The organism is Streptosporangium album (genome assembly GCF_014203795.1).
Taxonomy (GTDB): domain Bacteria; phylum Actinomycetota; class Actinomycetes; order Streptosporangiales; family Streptosporangiaceae; genus Streptosporangium; species Streptosporangium album.
The window spans coordinates 160,810-177,096 of the sequence record NZ_JACHJU010000002.1; the positions used below are offsets into that span (position 1 = coordinate 160,810).

A 16,287-nucleotide genomic window follows, 5' to 3' on the forward strand; every position below is an offset into this window, starting at 1 on the left:
CGGCTAGAGCTCGAAACCGGTGCTTGACCTGGGGAAACGCGTGGAGACACACCGGATGGGCGTTTCTCTAGTCCGCGCACAGGTCCGAGCTTAGGAAGGATCAGGAGAGAGCAGCGAGCTCGATGATCTGCTGGGGCGCAGCGATACCGAGTTTGGTCAGCAGGTCGCGGTGGACCTTGGTGGGCTCGGTGCGCTGACGGAAGCGGCCCGCGGGGCCATGGAAGGTACCGATCTGCAGACGGTTGAGGTGACGGCGAATGCTCACCCAGGTGTCGCCGACGGTGTTTTCGATGATGCGGACCAGCAGCAGGGCCAGCCAGCACAAGATGACATGGGCGCGGATACGTTCCTCGCGGCGGTGGTAGACGGGCCGCAGATCGATGATCGACTTCATGTCGCGCCAGCCGCGCTCGACCTGCAAAAGCTGCTTGTAGCCGACGGCGATGTCGGCGGCCGGTAGATGCGGGTCCGAGCAGCGCAGCAGGTATTTGCCGTCCAGGTTGGCCTCAGCGTTGATCGCGCGGGCGTTGATCCGTAAGCGCCCGCCGGGGGTGGTGCGCAGATAGCGGTTCAGCGCGGGCCTGGCGCTGATCTTCCCGCGTAGCTCGGCCCGTTTGATCACGCTCAGCGTGTCGGAGCCGTCGATCAGCTCGCGCAGTTGGGTGATGAGTTGCTCGCGGACGTGGGCGTCGCGGGCGGCCGCCTCGGGGTTGTGGCAGATCACGAACCGTTCGTGCTCGCTGACCTTGACCTCTTTGATGCGCATGTTCGCGGTGATGTCGGCGTAGCGGCCCTGCCGCGACAGCGCGGTGGTGATCTCGGGGCTGTCGGAGCGCAGCTTCTCGCCGATGATGTAGTGATGATCGCCCCTGCGCGGGTAGCGGCGGTTGGCCGCGGAGGCGAACCCGCGGTCGGCCACCCACACGATCTTGGACAGGGTCCAGTCCCGCATGTCGTCCTTGACCTGCCGGATCAACGCTGAATCGGAGGTGTTGCCCGGCCAGGACCATACCCGGACCGGGATGCCGGAGCGGGTGACGGCCATGCCGATGACGATCTGCGGCAGGTCGTCGCGGGAGTCCTTGGACTTGCCGTAGGTGCGAAATCCGGCCCTGTCCTGCTCGCCGTCGCCGTCGCCGTCGCCGTCGGATGCGGATGCGGATGCGGATGCGGATGCGGATGCGGGTGGGGAGACCGGCAGTCCGTGCTCGTCGCGAGCGATCGGCTCGTCGGCCTCGTCGAGTTCGAAGTAGGTGCTGGTGGTGTCGAAGAACAGCAGGTCCACCTCCAGATTGAGCTGGTTGGCGACCTGGTTGTAGATCTCGGCCTCCAGTCGTTCGCGGACGTCGTGTAGCCAGTCCATGGCCCGGTAGCAGGCGTCGTCGCTGGTGGCGGCCAGGCCGTCGATGTGGGCATCGTTGCTGATCCAGTCGGCGGCAGCCAGTTTGGACGACGGAGCCAGGGCGCGGTTGGCGACCAGAGCGAACAGCACCCGCTCGGCCGAGACGTCACGGGGCCGGCCGCGGCGGCCCTGCAGGAGCTGGATGAGGATCTGGTCGATGCCCAGCCGGCGCCATATCTGGTCCAGTGCGTAGGTGCCGCCGTAAGGGCGTGATTCTAGGAACGCCAGGCCGGGGGCCGTGGTGGCGGCCAGTGCTTCGGCCGGGTCCAGCAGCTTGGATAGAGAGGCGACCAGCCGGGTGATCGCGGTGCGGTCGAGTTGGTCTTCCCGGCCGAAGCTGTGCAAGATTTTGGGCACGGAGCGACCTGCGACCGGGTCCCACTCGTTGTGGGCCAGGTGCAGGTAGCGGACTGCCGTGCCGTTCTTGGTCTTCCGGCTGGTGGTCTTCACATACATCGTCTCTAGACGATACCCACCCAAACCCGGAGCTAACGGGGCAATCTGCCCAGGCGTTTCTCTAGGCGATTTCAGGCCGCAGCTCTAGTCACACCATTCTGACCTGCAAGTTTACCCGGTCGGAGTCTCTAGTGACCGCTAATTACGCGGAACTCGGGAATCGGCGAGGGAACCAATGTGAAGGCGCTGACCTGGGGTGACGCCACTGAGTGACCGGAAAGAGTTGTTGTTCTGTCCCGTGTGCCGACTGCCGTTGCCCCCTTGACGTTTATCTTGTCTGCCCCCCATGTCAGGTGCACCACCTCGGTACTACCGGCCCGAGTGGCCCTCGCAGAGCTGATCAACCAGTGCGCGCAGGAGGAAACCGACCCAGAGCGGCATCTGACGGCCTGGGAAACACCCGAAACCCTGGGTCTCCTGGTCTGATGGCCTTGAACCGGGGAGGAACGGGCGGGCCGCCATCCGGCTACTGTTGCTCCGCATGACTCACACCGAGATCGAGATCAGCGCGGGGTTGGTGCGGGATCTGCTGCGTGACCAGCACCCCGACCTGGCCGATTACCCTTTGCGGCTCGGCGCGCGTGGCTGGGACAACCAGCTATGGCGGCTCGGCGACGACCTCGCCGTCCGGTTGCCCTGGGCGACGCAGTCTGCGGACGCGCTGCTGCGCAAGGAGCACACTTGGCTGCCCGCTCTTGCCCCACGCCTTCCTCTGCCGGTTCCCGTCCCGCAGCGCCTCGGCGAGCCCTCCGCGCGGTTTCCGCGCCCCTGGATCGTCACCACCTGGGTGCCGGGCGAGCCGGCCGACCGTGCCCCCGTCACACGCGCAGCGGAGGCGACCACCGCCCTGGCCGCCTTCCTGACGGCACTTCACCAACCTGCCCCCGATGAGGCGCCCGCCGGCCGGGACCGCGGAGGGCCGCTGGCCGACCACTCCGAGGGTTTCGCCAAGCAGCTCGCCTCGGCCACCAAGCTGGGGCTCATCCCCGACCCAGACGCCGTCCGTGCGGTCTGGGAAGACGCCGCCGCCGCGCCCGACTGGGCCGGCCCGGCGCTATGGCTCCACGGCGACCTGCATCCGGCCAACATTCTCACCGCGGACGGCACCTTCTGCGGCGTGATCGACTTCGGCGACCTCTTCGCGGGCGACCCGGCCTGCGACCTCGCCGCCGCTTGGATTCTGCTGCCGGACGACACCGTCGACCGCTTCCATGCCACCTACCAGCCGGCCCCGGACGCCGCGACCCTGCGCCGCGCCCGCGGATGGGCGGTGGGCCGCGCCCTCAGCGGCATCCTCATCGGAGACGCCGGCGTCCACGGCCGCCCAGGCGGCAAGCCCACATGGGGCCCACCCGCCCACGCCGCACTGCGACGCCTCATCGCAACGACCCATCGCTGATCAATCGCTTCCCCACGCGCTCGAAGACCGTCGCGCCGGTCCCGGCCATGCTCGGCATGTTGGCGTCTACTTGCCTAACGTGCCTTAACGACCTTCATGCGGCTGACCAGCAAGTTCGTTTGACAACCCCAGATAAGACGAGCTCCCGGCCCGGCCGGGGCGATGACCGGGATGCCTCGCGCGCACGCACGTAGCGGCCTCGCGAAACTCGTGAAACACGGTTGGGGTGCTCAGCGGCCGTATCCCTGGCTCGGGCCCTTGAAGGTGATGCCGGGGGTGGGCGGCCGGTAGGTGCGTCCTGGGTCGCGTGAGCGGCGTCGGGCCTCGGTCTGCTGCTGGGCCTGCTCGCGGCGCCTGCGGGCCAGGGCGGGAGCGGCCGGATCACGGCGAGCCTGGTCCTCACCTCGCTGCCGGGCAGTATCGAGCCGGCGGCGGTAGTCGGCCTCGGCGGTCAGGACGGCCAGGACCGTTGTCTGCGCGGCCGCGGCGGCGATTCGCGCTTGCAGGTCCTCGGTGCTGAGCAGGCCGTACGGGCGCTGCGGGTGCGTGACGTGCTCCAGCATGGCGGCCGCGAGGTTGGCCTTGGCCATCTGCTGGATCCGCGCCTGTTCGGCGGCTTCCCGCTCGCGCGCGCACCGCGGCGATGGGTTCGGGCTCCTCAGTGATGAGGCGGTCGGCGCGATCGCCCTGCAGGGTCGCGGCGTAGGCGTCCAGGGTGCGGTGCAGTTCCTCGGCGGGGTTGCGGGGTTCGCCGTGGCGGGCGCGGTCGGCGTCGGACTCCAGCAAGTTGCGCGGCAGGTACAGGTGGGCGCTGAGCCGGTCGCGGGTCATCGCCGCGTACAACGTGTGCGGGTTCAGGCCCATCCCGTAGATCAGCGCGTGGTCGCTGGTCAGTCCCTGGGCGGCGGCGACCGTCATCGCGGTGCCGTGCGACAGGCCGCCGGACGTGATGTACGCGGGCGTCACTCGCTCGGTAACCAGGACCGGCCTGTCCGGGCCCTGCCGGCGCCACTGCACGCTCACCGAACGGTCGCCGTGGATCGCGACCACGGTGCCCCGGTAACCGTTCAGCACGTCGACCCGCCGTCCCCGGCTCTTGCGGGAGCGGTAGTCGTTGGTCCGCAGCCGCACGTGATCGCCGACCGCGAGCGGCAGAGTGCGGCCGCCGGGCAGCCGATACAGCCGGTCAGGGCCGGTCAGTTCCCCAGCCCGGCGGCGGATCGCCCGCGCGGCGAGGTTGAGCCGTTCGGCATCGGCGTTCGACCCGGCGAGCACCAGGACGGCAGCGAGCTCGTCGTGCGCATCGGCGCGATACGGCGTGCGGGCGGTGTGCCAGTCGGCCAGTAGCGCGGCCAACGTGTCGCTGGCGTCGCGTCCGGCGTGCACCCGGCCGCCCTGGCTCCACGTGTGCAGCGCTTCGCCGCGGTCGCCAGCCCGCCACAGCTGCAGCGCCTGGCGTTCGATCGGGTCGACCTGACGCCGGTTCTCCTCCAGCACCAGGCCCTCGACCTGCCGGTGAATTGCGGCGAAGGCACCGCCGACACCGACCGCGCGCAACTGCAGCGGGTCACCGATCAGTATGACCTTGGTGCCGGTGCGCTCGGTTTCACGCATCAGGATCGCCAGGGCGCGGTCGTCGACCATCGCGGCCTCATCGATGACCAGCACGTCGATGCCGTCCAGGCCGGGCCGTTCGGGGTCGGCAATGCACTGTAGCCAGGCGGCGACCGTGCGCGCGGGTATGCCGCCCTCGGCGCGCCAGATCCACGCGGCGATCTGCCGACCGAAGAAGAGCGGCGCCGAGAGCGGGCCCGGGTGATCGAGATCGCTCAGACCCCGCTGGGCGGCGGGATGACGATCCGCCAGGCCGCCGAGTCGTTGAACGTGCAGACCTTCACCCTGAAGGCGTGGCTGAAGGAGGCCGGGATCCAGATCGGCCAGGCGAGCATCACCCACGCCGCGGCGCCGATGTCGACCGCGGTTATCTGGGGTTGTCAAGCGAACTAGCTGGTCAGCCGCTTGAAGGCCGTTAAGCCACGTAAGGCAAGTAGGCTGGCCGTCACTGCCGCGCCGGTGGATCGTCGAGAGCTTCATGTCCAGCTGGCTGGAGCGCGCGATGCGAACCGGTGGCAACGTCCTGGAGGCCGGCCAGGTGCGCGTCAACGCCACGGGCGCGGGCGAGTGCGGCAGCCCCAGACAAGGGTCCCGTGTTCTATGGTTATGGGCCTATGAGCCAATTGCGCACGCTATCTGCCACGGAAGTCCCTTCGGAACGACTCCTGCTTCGCAAAGCGCACGATGCCGACCGTGAAGGATTCATCGAGCTCTATACCGATCCCGAGGTTCAGGCATACATCGGTGGTCCCCAGCCTCGGAGTGACGTCGAGCAGCGCTTCGATGCAGCAATCGGAACCGCCAACGCGACATCCAGGCCTGGCAATTATGTCATCGCGGACAACACGACGAACCGACTTATCGGAACATTGATGCTCGCCTGCCGGCCGACCGATCACCCTGGGCATGTCACCGAGGATGGCGAGGCACTGGAACTGGGCTATGTACTGCGGCGCAGTGCATGGGGCGCGGGGTTCGCATTCGAGGCCGCAACGGTCGCGTTGCGCGCTGCGGCTGACGAACTCCCCGACCAGCCGGTCTTGGTCGTGACCCAGACCGCGAACAAGCGATCTCTGAAACTCGCCGCCCGCCTTGGCTTCTGCCCCATCAGCACGTTCGAGGAGTTCGGCGCTGAGCAGACCCTCTGCACGGCTCCCCTGTCCATGTTCCGAATCTGATCTCAGCATCCAACACAGCGGCCCTCAGACCAGGAGACCCAGGGTTTCAGGTGCTTCCCAGGCCGTCAGCTGCCGCTCGGGGTCGGTTTCCTGGTGCGCGCACTGGTTGATCAGTTGACTGTCTGACCTGCGGAAGTGCAGGGTTGTGCAGGCTTTCCTGATGACTCCCGCAAGTGCGCACACGGATAGTTTCGGAAAACCTTGCACAACCCTGCACTCACCGATCGTTATCTAGGGTTGCCAAGCGATCTAGCTGATCAGCTGCTTGATGGTCGTTAAGGCACGTTAGGCACGTAGGCGCGCCGTGACTGAGGCATCTGGCATTCGACGAACGAGTTGATCTCTTGATTCACCGGGAGGAGCGGCAGCGGGGTCAGCCATCTTCGGGATCTGGTGGTTCCGTAGTCGCTTCGATCGCCAGCGGCGTGGCGATCCCGCCGGTGAGCTGAAGCCCATGAGTGAGCGTGTAGTCGAGCTGCCTGGCCAGACGAGGGACGCTCGCCGCGGGCAGGTAGGCGTCAGCACCGGCGTTGAGCAGGCGTCGGACCGGGCCGTGGTAATTGACTCCGAGCTCCTCGTCCTCGACTTCGGTGATGATGACACGAGCCTTCGGGAACATTGATCGGAGATTTCCGATCAACTGCGGGCTGACCGGCGGTGCCAGCAGCACGTCGGCCGTTGCGGGAGCCGCGTGCATGTCGAGCACGATGTAGTCCGCCCCCAGTTGGGTGGACAGCGACATCCGGGCCGCCGCCGACAGCTTCATCGCGGTGGCGACGACGGTCACGCTGTCGTAGTCGATCGGTGGTTGGTCGTTGACCTCCTCTGGCGTGTCGCGATCGACGATGGCGCCTTGGAGCACGTCGATGGTGCTGGAGATCGTCGCGAACGACTGGCCGTCCCGCGTGACGACCAGGTTCTCACCGGGCTGGAGGGCGTCGATGAGAGCCACGATGTCCTCGGGAAGGCCAGTCACGTCGATCCGCCGCGTGGGCCGCGTGGCGCGCTTGCGGATCACCGGGTCTTGGACGAGCGCAGGGCGGCGGACGAAAGTGGCAGCGTCGTCACAGCGTTCAATCCTTCACACATCGGACCGGCGGTCGGTGGCGAGCCTTTGCTCGCATTGATCACTTCGGGACATCATTGGGCACCATATCGAGTTTCCGGTGTTTCGACCGCCCGGGACGCGCCTGGAGGTAGGCGTTGATGGGCGGGAAACTGATCCCTGTCAGCCCGCCGCCGGCTCGGCAAGGCGGGCCTCCAGATCGGCGATCATCCCTGTGAGCAGACTGGTGTTCTCGCGCCTGACCACCTGCGGGCCGACCGTGTCGATGCCGGAGATCTTCGTGAGGCACTCGGCGGCGGCTTTCGCCATCGTTTCGAACTCCTGACGCGCGATCGACCCAGGACTGCCGGCCGTGAAAGCGGTGGCGCGGTGCATGTCCTTCATCGCCGTCATCGCCGTTCGTGCGGCCGACATCGCGTCGCGGGCGCTGAACTCATCGCCGAGCCCGCAGCGCATGTAACGGGTGACCCAGACCCTGCGCCGGGCAGGATCGGTCGAGGGCATGAATCTTTCCAGGCGATCGCCCCGGTTGGTCGCGATCACGCGGGCGACACGGACGGCCTGCCGCAGCCGGTGGCTGACTTTGATGCCGACTCCGGCGGCGATGTCGGCGTAGCTGACCTCGCGTCCGTGGTTGCTGCGCAGCCAGATCATCACCTCCGCGACTTCGGCGCGGCGGCCCGGATCATCGGCCAGGTCGCCCGCAGCGCGACGCTGCCGCAGGGCACCTCGCCCGATGAGGTCCTGCAGGATCTGCAGGCGGCACGGCAGGCTCAGCACGTGGCCCGTACGGCACGTGAGCAGGCGCACACCGACGTCGCCGCCCTGGCCGCCACCGCCCGGGTGCTGTACGGCGCCCTGCCGGACAGCCCGGCTTGGAAGGAGGGAGACGCGCCGCCACGCAGGAGACGACGCGCAGGGCCGCCGCTCAGCCGCCGGCCCCGGTGGAAGGCCTCGCTGGTCGCTTCGGCGAGGTCGTTGGCGGCGCGGCAGGCGGCATCGAGCTGCACCAGTAGCGCCTGGGCCTGGCGGCCGAGCGCTTCCTCAACGAGCGGGAGTTGACGAAGATGCTCCTCACGGAAAACCTCTTGCAGGCGCTCAACCCACGTCTCGACGTTTCGCTGGCGGCCCGAGGAGCGCAGCACGGAGTGCAGCCGTCGGACAGTGAGATTGGCGGCCGCCGCGGGCGTGTGCGCCGCCTGCAGTACAGCCCTCGCCTCGTGTGAGGTCAGCCCGATGTTCTTGACCTGGAAGGCCTTCAGCGCCGCGGGAAAGTACTCCCTCAGCAGGGAGCGGAGTTGGTTGGCAAGCTGCTGGCGGTTCCAGACCGCGTCCTGCTGGGCGCGAGCGAGCACGGCGATCGCCTGGACAAGTTCGGAGTCGGTCGGCAGCGGCCTGTGGTGGTCGGCGTCGACGCGCAGGATGTTGGCCAAGGTCAGTGCGTCGGCGTGGTCGGACTTGGACCGGGCGACGGTGTGGCGTTCGCGGTAGCGGGCAACGGCCAGCGGGTTGATCGCATACACCTTGCGGCCGGTGGCACGCAGACAGGCCACCATCAGGCCGCGCCCGGTTTCGATCGCGACCGGGATCGGCGCCTCTGGGTTGTCGCCGTGTTCGGCCAGCAGCTCGACCAGGGTCTGCCGGCCCTTGGCATCGTCGCTGATGCGTTTCTTGGCCACCAGCTTGCCGGTCTCGTCGACCAGAGCGACGTCGTGGTGCTTCTCCGCCCGGTCGATTCCGCATGTCACCCTCAACAGCGTCTCCTTCATCGGTCGTTGCAGCAGGTGAGCCGCGCAGGGGCACGCCACGCCCTAATGAGAGAGCTCGGCGGCTCGACATCCGATCAGCAGTTCGTGACCCCAGCCCGCCGCAGGCCCGCCCTCTGCGTAAGGGCTCGATGGCCCCGGTTTCCAGAAGCGGTCCGTCCTGCAGCGGGCTCACACCACGATCTTGGTAGACCGGTGTGCTGGCGGGTGGCGATCGAGAGAGACCGAGGCGCACGGCCTTGGCAGAGGACTCAAGGCCCGGTATCCACACAGGCGTTCACTCGATCTCTCTTGATCACCACTCGTCAGGTAGCTCCCCCCACCGCGTACGGCCTCTGTGAAGGAATCGGGCTCCCGGTTGAGTAAAGACATCGCTGTTCCCGCAGATATGGGCGAACCGCTGGATCAGTCCTCGCCGAAGGTGGCCGACAGTCCGGTGAGCATCTGCAGCAGGATGTCGACGTTGCCGATCGCGTCGACGAGGCACTGGCGGGGCACCCGCATCTCGGCGCTGGTGTGGTCGCGGCTCATGACTCCTCCATATCCGGCACCGGTGAGATCGTTGCACCGGCCGACAGCAGTCTCTCCGCCAGCGCGCGACAGCGCCTCCCGAGCTCCGGAGGGTCGAGTACCTCGAAGTCGTGCCCCAGCAGGAGCACGTGCATGAGCACGAAGTCGAGGCTGGCGGCGCCGCTGAGCACCTCGCAGAGCTCGCTCCCTCGCCGTCGTACGACGGCCGCCGACGCCGGAATCTGCGCGCGCACCGTGTCGGCCGACGCGTGCACGAGGAAGCGCGCCTGGTGCGGGTAGACCCGACTCGCCACACCCTCCTGCACGTACGTCGCCGCGTCGGGCGCCGCGCGCGGGCGGAAGCGCCAGGTCCGTGCAGACACATCGGTCATCCGGTCGACGCGGAAGCTGCGCCAGTCGTCGCGATCGAGGTCGTAGGCGAGGAGGTACCAGCGCCGGTCGGAGGCGACCAGGCGGTAGGGCTCGACCCGCCGCCGTCGCACCTCGCTCCCGGACGGGTAGTCGAAGCCGGCCTCGACTTCGTCGCGGCAGGCTCTGGCCAGCGTCATGAGCGCCTCGGGGTCGACCGGCGTGCGGCCTGCGCCGAAGGACTCCACCGAGCCGGAGAGCGCGCGCACCTCGTGCCGCAACCGGGTGGGCAGCACCCGGTCGAGCTTGGTCAGCGCCCGGAGTGTGGCGTCGCCGGCGACCGCGCCACCCGCGCCGGCGAGCAGCGAGACCACGGTGGCGATCGCCTCCTCGTCGTCGAGAAGCAGCGGCGGCAGGTCCTGCCCCGGGCCGAGTTGGTAGCCGCCGCCGACACCCTGGCTGGCATGCACCGGATAGCCGAGCGTGCGCAGCCGCTCGACATCACGCCGTACCGTGCGCGGCGTGACCCCGAGCCGGTCGGCGAGCTCGGGGCCGGTCCAGACCTGGCGCTGCTGCAGCAGCCCGAGCAGGGTGAGCACCCGCTCCGTCGTACCCCGCTCGCCACCGCTTGCCATGTCCATGTCGCCCACCTTGCCAGATAGCGGACCGATCCTGTCCGCTAGAGGTGTCAGGGTGGCTCCATGGATGCAGACGAACTCGACTGGAACCGGACGCTGCGCGAGCAGTGGGAGTTCCACTGGAACCATCAGCTCCGAGCCCGGCTCGACGGCCTCACCGACGACGAGTACTTCTGGTCGCCGGTGCCGGACGCCTGGAGCGTGCGGCCGCGCGGCAGCTCGACGGCGCCCGTGCAGCTCGGTGCCGGGGACTTCACGATGGACTACGCCTTCCCCGGGCCGGTCCCCGCGGCCTTCACCACGATCGCCTGGCGACTCGGTCACGTCATCGTCGGCGTGCTCGCCGCGCGCAACGCGGCGCACTTCGGCGCGCCGGCGGCGTCGTACGAGACCTGGGAGTACGCCGGCAGCGCGGCCACCGCGCTCGACCAGATCGAGGCCCAGCTCGACCTCTGGCTGGCCGGGGTGCGCGGCCTCGGCGAGGCCGGGCTCCGGGTCCCGATCGGCGCGAAGGAGCCCTTCCCTGAGGCGCCCATGGCCGATCTGGTGCTGCACATCCACCGCGAGCTGATCCACCACCTGTCCGAGGTCTGCCTGCTGCGCGACCTCTACCTGCACACGGAACCCGGCACCTCTGGGGGAGACTCATGACCGCAAAGACGACACACCTCGACCCTGAAGAACTCCACAGCAACCCTGCCTTCACGCAGGGCGTGATCGCACCCGCTGCCCGGACGCTCTATGTTGGTGGCCAGCTCGGCACCGATAGCACCGGAAACCTGTTCGACGGTATTGAGGCGCAAACCACTCAGGCAATGCGAAACGTGCTGACTGTGCTTGCTGTCGCGGGTACCGGTCCCGAGCATGTCGTCAAACTCAACATCTACCTCGTCAATGGGGTCGACGCACAGGTGGGATACGCGGCGTCGCGATCAGTGTGGGGCAATCACCGCACAGCCATCACGGTCGTTTCCACCGCAGGACACGCTCGCCCAGGCACGCTCGTGGAGATCGACGCAGTAGCGATCATCCCCGAATAGGACGAACCCACGGATCGAGGCTGCAAAGGCGTAACTCGCCGCGTGGCCGATGACAGCGCCGTAGCACGATCGGCTTACGGGACGGGACTGTACGGGTTTTCGGCTCTGTCGCAGATTCGGTGGTGACCGAACGTCCTGCTGCGTCACGGTGAGTTGTGCGTGATGTCAACGAACTGGTGAGTACGGTGTTTTCGGGGTTATCGCCGCTGGTAGTGCAGGACGTGGCGGACGAAGGCGAGCGGATCCGGGTGCGGGCGCGAACCCCGGACGGGTCGGTCGCCTGTCCGGGGTGCGGGGCCAGACGACGCGCGTGCACGGCTATCACGAGCGGAGCGTGGCCGATGTGCCGGTCGACGCACGCCGCGTGCTGGTGGTGGTACGGGTCCGCCGCCTGGTCTGCCCGACACGCGGCTGCCGCCAGACCTTCCGCGAACAGCTCCCCGGGGTGCTGGAGCGCTACCAGCGGCGCACATCCCGTCTGACCTGCCAGATCGGCGCGGTGGTCCGCGAGCTGGCCGGACGCGCCGGCACGCGGGCCTTGTCCGTCCTGGCCATGCGCCTGTCCCGGCATACCGCCCTGCGTATCCTGCTGCGCCTGCCCTTGCCGCAGCCACCGGTGCCCCGGGTGCTGGGGGTGGACGACTTCGCTTTTCATCGCGCCGCCTGGCCCGGCTCTTGCTCACCCGGCCCGGCAATCTGACCGACACCCGCCGGCGCCTGCTGGACGACCTCACCACCGCCTGCCCGGAGATGATCGAGTTGGCCGGGCTCGTCCGCGGCTTCGCCGACCTGCTCCAGCCGCGTGACGGCAACGCCGGCCGCCTCAACGCCCGGATCACCACCGCCCGTGCCGCCGATCTACCTCACCTGCACGCTTTCACCCGCGGCCTCGACCAGGACCGCGATGCCGTCCGCGCGGCCCTGACCTTGCCCTACCACAACGGCGGCACCGAAGGCGTGAACACCAAGACCAAGCGCATCATGCGCCAGATGCACGGCCGCGCCGGTTTCACGCTGCTCCGCCACCGCATCCTCCTGGCCTGACGCTCCGTCACCACCGAAAGAGAGACAGAGCCGAAAGAGAGAGACAGAGCCGTTAACTGGACAGACTCGCCCATCTCCTCCTTCGTCGCACGCGGGAACCCGGCCGCGCGCAGTAGCTGGTCGACGTCGTGCTTCAGCTCTTCCAGATTCACCCCAGGCGTATCAACCACGGCCGCGAGGCGACGACGATATTGATCACCTTCTGCCGGCCGGGCAGGACGCTCACGCCGTGAGCCGCCACCGTCGTCTTGGCGGGCTTGCGCGTCGCCAGGGCGCTGGCCGGCACCCCGGAACCGGTGTGGGGGATGTGAAGGTGCTCCAGCATCCCCTGAAGCTTGCCGTCCTTGGCGTACTGCCGGGCGATCGCCAAGAACGCCACATTGCCGTCGGCGTCGCCAATGGCCCACACCGCGCCGGGGAACACCTGCTCGCGCACCCCGCCGGCAAGGAGTTGGGTGATCTGGTCATGCGGGTGGGCCACGAGATGTCCTCAGACGATCTGCTCGCTGAGCGCGTTCAGCGCGGCAGCGGTGGCACTGAGCGGGAAACGGGCGGCGTTGCGCAGGCCCGCGGCGCGCAGGTCTGTCAGCATGGCCGGGTCGGTCTGCAGCTGGATGAGGATCTGGGCCAGGGCGCCGAGGTCGGCCAGGTCGACGCCCAGCGCGGATTCGGCCAAGACTTCGGTCAGGCCGGGCACCAGCCGATACACCACCGGCAGGCCGCAGGCCTGGGCTTCGAGGGCAACCAGGCCGAAGGCCTCCAGGGTGACGGAGGGCACGATGAGCACATCGTGGTCGGCGAAGGCCTGCCACAACTCGGTGCGGGGCAGCCAGCCGAGATAGGCCGGACGGCAGCCGGCCCACGCCAGGCGGGCCGCGCAGGCGGCGTACTCGCCAGGCGGGGCGGCGATGCTCAGGTGAAGGCCGGGCATGGCGGTCAGCGTGGCGGCCACGACGTCGACGCCTTTTCTCGGAGTCAGGCGGCCGGCGTACAGCAGCCGCAGCGGCCCCTCCCGGCGCGGCCGCGGGCGGGGCGGGGTGCGCAGGAGCTGGTCGGGGATGCCCCAGGGAATGTGCACGAGGCGGGCGCAGCGGGCGTCGGGCGCCAGCCGGTGAAGTTCGGCGGCCATGGCCGCAGTGGGCACGACGATGGCGCGGGCGGCTTTTGTGGCCTGGTGCAGAACGCGGCGCTGGGTGGGGTGGGCGGCGGCAAGCAGCAGGTCGGTTCCGTGGACCAGGGCCAGATGCGGGTGGCGGGGCAGCAGCCGGATCAGGGCCGCGGTGGCGCCGAAGGCCAGGTGTTGCAGGTGGACGACACCGACGTCGCACGGGTCGATCCGTGCGGCGAGGGCGTAGCGGAGTTTCTCGACGTAGGTCCAGAACAGCGGCCCGTCCAGGCATTTGCCGCCCACGGCCAGCAGATGTACCCCCGCCGGGACGCCCGTGTGCGGGGCCTCGGGGTTGAGCATGAACACTTGGGCGTCGATCAGCGGGGCAGCGCCGGTATACAGGTCATACAGCAGTTCGACGCTGCCGCCGGGGCTGGCCGCGGGCAGGTCCAGAGCGGTGAGGATCGGAGCTTTCACAGGCGCCCTCCTTCAATCTCCTCATACAGGCGGGAGATGTCGATGCCGCCCGAGCGCGTGTACTTGCGGCCGACCGTCTGGTCTGCTCCCCGTCGACTGCCGACCGAGATCGCCATCGACGATCCCTCCCAGCCGGCGGTACCGCGCGCCCAACCCGGGCGGGGCGCCGACGAAGGTCCCGGCGTGTTTGCCGCGAAGTCCGCCGTTACAGGTACTGGCCCGTCTCGGCGCTGTCTGTCTTCGACACCCGCACCGACACCACGTTGGCCAGGTTGATGACCAGGCCATTCATGTTGGTCTCACGGTTATATCTCGCCCGGGCCAACACCAGGCTGCGCCGCTCGTCCAGAGCACGAGCGATCGCCTCCAACGCTTCGTGCTCCCCGTCGAAATCCCCGCTCATCACGGAGATGTCTTCACCGCCTACCGGGTGAAATCGAATGTTCAGTACGACGTTGTCAGGCACGGTCGGCTCCTTTCGCCAGAATCCGCAAGGAGTACCTGCCCAGTATTGAACGCTGTAGGCAGGTGCCCTCCGCATCCGCCTGCCGCGCTGCCGATCCGGAGTCATCGTCTATCGCCACCTGAGCTCAGACGGCATTCCTGATCGACCTCGTTAGGCCACTTTGCCCCTGGGGACACAGCTGGGAGTTCGGGGCCTCGACGTGAGCGCCGACACCGCCGTGCGCCGCTACCGCGCCTGCTAAGGCGGATGGAAAGCAGGCTCCGATTCCCGCCTCCAGCGGCAAGGCCATCCGGCACCGGATCTCCCGAGGCGGCGACCGCCAGGCCAGCCGGGCCCTTCACCTGATCGCGCTGACCCGCATGGCCTGGTGTCCCACAACCCGCGCCTACATCGAGCGCCGCACCGCCGACGGCAAGTCCAAAGCCGAGCTCCGACGCTGTCTCAAGCGCTACATCGCCCGCGAGCTTTTCAAGGCCCTCATCAGCAGAAATAGCACAAGCGAACATCTTCAGAACGCCGCTTGACAAGCATAGGAGCATCGGGGGCTTCACTCATCAATGCCCGCACATACTTGCGGGCCTGCAATCGCGGCTCCCGCCTGCGGAAACAACAGACGATGGAACCCATGAGCTCATCCAGACACCGGCGGGCCGCCTCGACCCCTACCATGGCAACAGCAGCCGCCTGATCATCTTCTTGCATCACAACTCGAAGATCATAAGACGGCTGCCCTGCGTTACGGACCAGCCACCTTCAGTCAAGGATTACGATCTACGGCTTCCGTACTATGATCATCAGCAAGTTTCTCCACCGAGCCAAATCGCCCGGCGTGCCTGTCGCCGGGTTCCTGATGCATCGGTGGTCGATCAAGCACTGCGATACGTCGTTGGGTGTCTGACGCCTCAAGGCGTTCTTTCGCCGTGCCTCCCCCTCAATCGGAAGGTTCTTTTATGCATATTTCGAGTGTCGTTCGTTCCGCCGCGATGGCCCTCACAGTTCTGGCCCTGGTGTCGACGGTCTCTGCCTGTGGAGGTGGGGACAGCACTGCGGGGAGTGCTGGTGCCGGGAACATCGACAAGGCCGCTTTGATCGACAAGATGAAGGAGAAGCCGGAATCGAAGGATATTCCGGCTTCAACCATGGACTGTATGGTCGGTGCCTTGATGAAGTACGGTGACCAGGCCACATTGCAAGGAATCATTGATGGCAAGGTGAACGTCGACAATGACTTCAAAGCCTTTGGTGCGAAGGAGAAGCAGGTCCAGGAAGAGGTAAACAAGTGCCTCTAGCGCTGCCCCGCGCTAGAGAGGTTTAAGGGCCGGAGTTATATAGCCGTCTGGCGAGGCGTCACTCTCCATCGCACCGTATCCACCACCTGAGCCGTGCGTGCTGTCATCGACAAGGCGCCTGCCCTGAACTGCGGATCAGAAGGTTGGGGTTTCGAGTACCTCCGGCCGCACAGATGCACGAAGGCCCCTGAACAGGCGCTACGTCGTTAGGGGCCTTCGTGTTTTCTTGGTTGCCTTGGCCGCTTGCTGCTGAGGCGATCTCGTGCGCCCAGCAGAACTGGAGGTGAAGCCGTGATATAGCGGCTGATCTGCATGTTCGTAAGCTCGTCGTCGCTTGCCGGTGGAAGTCCGATCCGGGTAGCTGCCAGGAGGCCCGGCAGCAGGCTGGCGGCTTCGTCTGGAAACGGGCGGGGTCGAAGCCCAGCGTCAAAGGCCCTGTAAGGGGAAGCAACGATGCGGTCCGCA

The 16,287-nt window shown here is 67.6% G+C and carries 15 protein-coding genes and 2 pseudogenes; 7 read left to right on the forward strand and 10 right to left on the reverse strand.

All coding sequences use genetic code 11. The features are described from left to right. Positions 1–100 precede the first annotated feature (100 nt). A complete protein-coding gene (locus tag FHR32_RS24220; protein WP_184753171.1) occupies positions 101–1,858 on the reverse strand; it encodes an IS1634 family transposase in 1,758 nt (585 codons plus the stop codon). A 481-nt stretch (positions 1,859–2,339) separates the two neighbouring features. Here FHR32_RS24220 and FHR32_RS24225 point away from each other — a divergent pair, with 481 nt between their 5' ends. Then, the gene (locus FHR32_RS24225; protein WP_184756815.1) at positions 2,340–3,257 is read left to right on the forward strand and encodes an aminoglycoside phosphotransferase family protein; all 918 of its coding nucleotides are present in this window, start codon (positions 2,340–2,342) and stop codon (positions 3,255–3,257) included. Positions 3,258–3,656: 399 nt separating this feature from the next. Here FHR32_RS24225 and FHR32_RS24230 read toward each other — a convergent pair whose 3' ends face one another. After that, on the reverse strand, positions 3,657–5,213 hold the full coding sequence (locus FHR32_RS24230; protein ID WP_184756816.1) for an ATP-dependent DNA helicase: 1,557 nt from the start codon (positions 5,211–5,213) through the stop codon (positions 3,657–3,659). Between the two features lie 272 nt (positions 5,214–5,485). On the opposite strand from FHR32_RS24230, the gene FHR32_RS24235 reads away from it, so the two are divergent. After that, complete coding sequence (locus FHR32_RS24235) at positions 5,486–6,049, forward strand: GNAT family N-acetyltransferase (protein WP_184756817.1); 564 nt, start codon at positions 5,486–5,488, stop codon at positions 6,047–6,049. 373 nt (positions 6,050–6,422) lie between these two features. Here FHR32_RS24235 and FHR32_RS24240 read toward each other — a convergent pair whose 3' ends face one another. The 5 genes and pseudogenes from FHR32_RS24240 to FHR32_RS24255 all read right to left on the reverse strand — a co-directional run bounded on the left by FHR32_RS24240 (position 6,423) and on the right by FHR32_RS24255 (position 10,401). After that, positions 6,423–7,025, reverse strand: coding sequence for a hypothetical protein (locus tag FHR32_RS24240; protein WP_221466183.1), 603 nt, complete (start codon positions 7,023–7,025; stop codon positions 6,423–6,425). A gap of 252 nt (positions 7,026–7,277) precedes the next feature. After that, the gene (locus tag FHR32_RS24245) at positions 7,278–7,925 is read right to left on the reverse strand and encodes a hypothetical protein (protein ID WP_221466184.1); all 648 of its coding nucleotides are present in this window, start codon (positions 7,923–7,925) and stop codon (positions 7,278–7,280) included. A gap of 137 nt (positions 7,926–8,062) precedes the next feature. Beyond that, positions 8,063–8,884 (reverse strand): annotated as a pseudogene (locus FHR32_RS24250) (IS110 family transposase); the annotation flags it as partial. A gap of 402 nt (positions 8,885–9,286) precedes the next feature. After that, entirely contained in the window at positions 9,287–9,412 is a 126-nt protein-coding gene (locus FHR32_RS46100) for a hypothetical protein (RefSeq protein ID WP_281391041.1), read from the reverse strand. Then, complete coding sequence (locus FHR32_RS24255; RefSeq protein WP_184756819.1) at positions 9,409–10,401, reverse strand: helix-turn-helix transcriptional regulator; 993 nt, start codon at positions 10,399–10,401, stop codon at positions 9,409–9,411. The genes FHR32_RS46100 and FHR32_RS24255 overlap by 4 nt, the downstream gene beginning before the upstream one ends. Before the next feature lie 60 nt (positions 10,402–10,461). Here FHR32_RS24255 and FHR32_RS24260 point away from each other — a divergent pair, with 60 nt between their 5' ends. From FHR32_RS24260 to FHR32_RS47340, 3 genes and pseudogenes are all read left to right on the forward strand, one after another. Continuing rightward, a complete protein-coding gene (locus tag FHR32_RS24260) occupies positions 10,462–11,049 on the forward strand; it encodes a DinB family protein (protein WP_184756820.1) in 588 nt (195 codons plus the stop codon). Then, positions 11,046–11,438, forward strand: coding sequence for a RidA family protein (locus tag FHR32_RS24265; protein ID WP_184756821.1), 393 nt, complete (start codon positions 11,046–11,048; stop codon positions 11,436–11,438). Before FHR32_RS24260 ends, FHR32_RS24265 begins: the two co-directional genes overlap by 4 nt. A 155-nt stretch (positions 11,439–11,593) precedes the next feature. Continuing rightward, positions 11,594–12,482: pseudogene (locus tag FHR32_RS47340) on the forward strand (transposase family protein). Positions 12,483–12,630: 148 nt separating this feature from the next. Here FHR32_RS47340 and FHR32_RS24275 read toward each other — a convergent pair. From FHR32_RS24275 to FHR32_RS24285, 3 genes are all read right to left on the reverse strand, one after another. Next, positions 12,631–12,963 (reverse strand): hypothetical protein, encoded by a 333-nt coding sequence (locus tag FHR32_RS24275; protein WP_184756822.1) that lies wholly within the window; start codon positions 12,961–12,963, stop codon positions 12,631–12,633. A 9-nt stretch (positions 12,964–12,972) separates the two neighbouring features. Then, a complete protein-coding gene (locus FHR32_RS24280) occupies positions 12,973–14,067 on the reverse strand; it encodes a glycosyltransferase family 4 protein (protein WP_184756823.1) in 1,095 nt (364 codons plus the stop codon). Between the two features lie 205 nt (positions 14,068–14,272). Continuing rightward, positions 14,273–14,533, reverse strand: coding sequence for a hypothetical protein (locus tag FHR32_RS24285; protein ID WP_184756824.1), 261 nt, complete (start codon positions 14,531–14,533; stop codon positions 14,273–14,275). A 263-nt stretch (positions 14,534–14,796) separates the two neighbouring features. Here FHR32_RS24285 and FHR32_RS24290 point away from each other — a divergent pair, with 263 nt between their 5' ends. Then, on the forward strand, positions 14,797–15,057 hold the full coding sequence (locus FHR32_RS24290; RefSeq protein WP_184757801.1) for a transposase: 261 nt from the start codon (positions 14,797–14,799) through the stop codon (positions 15,055–15,057). Between the two features lie 426 nt (positions 15,058–15,483). Then, positions 15,484–15,822 carry a hypothetical protein gene (locus FHR32_RS24295; protein ID WP_184756825.1) on the forward strand — a complete coding sequence of 113 codons (339 nt, stop codon included), beginning with the start codon at positions 15,484–15,486 and terminating at the stop codon, positions 15,820–15,822. Positions 15,823–16,287: the final 465 nt, after the last annotated feature.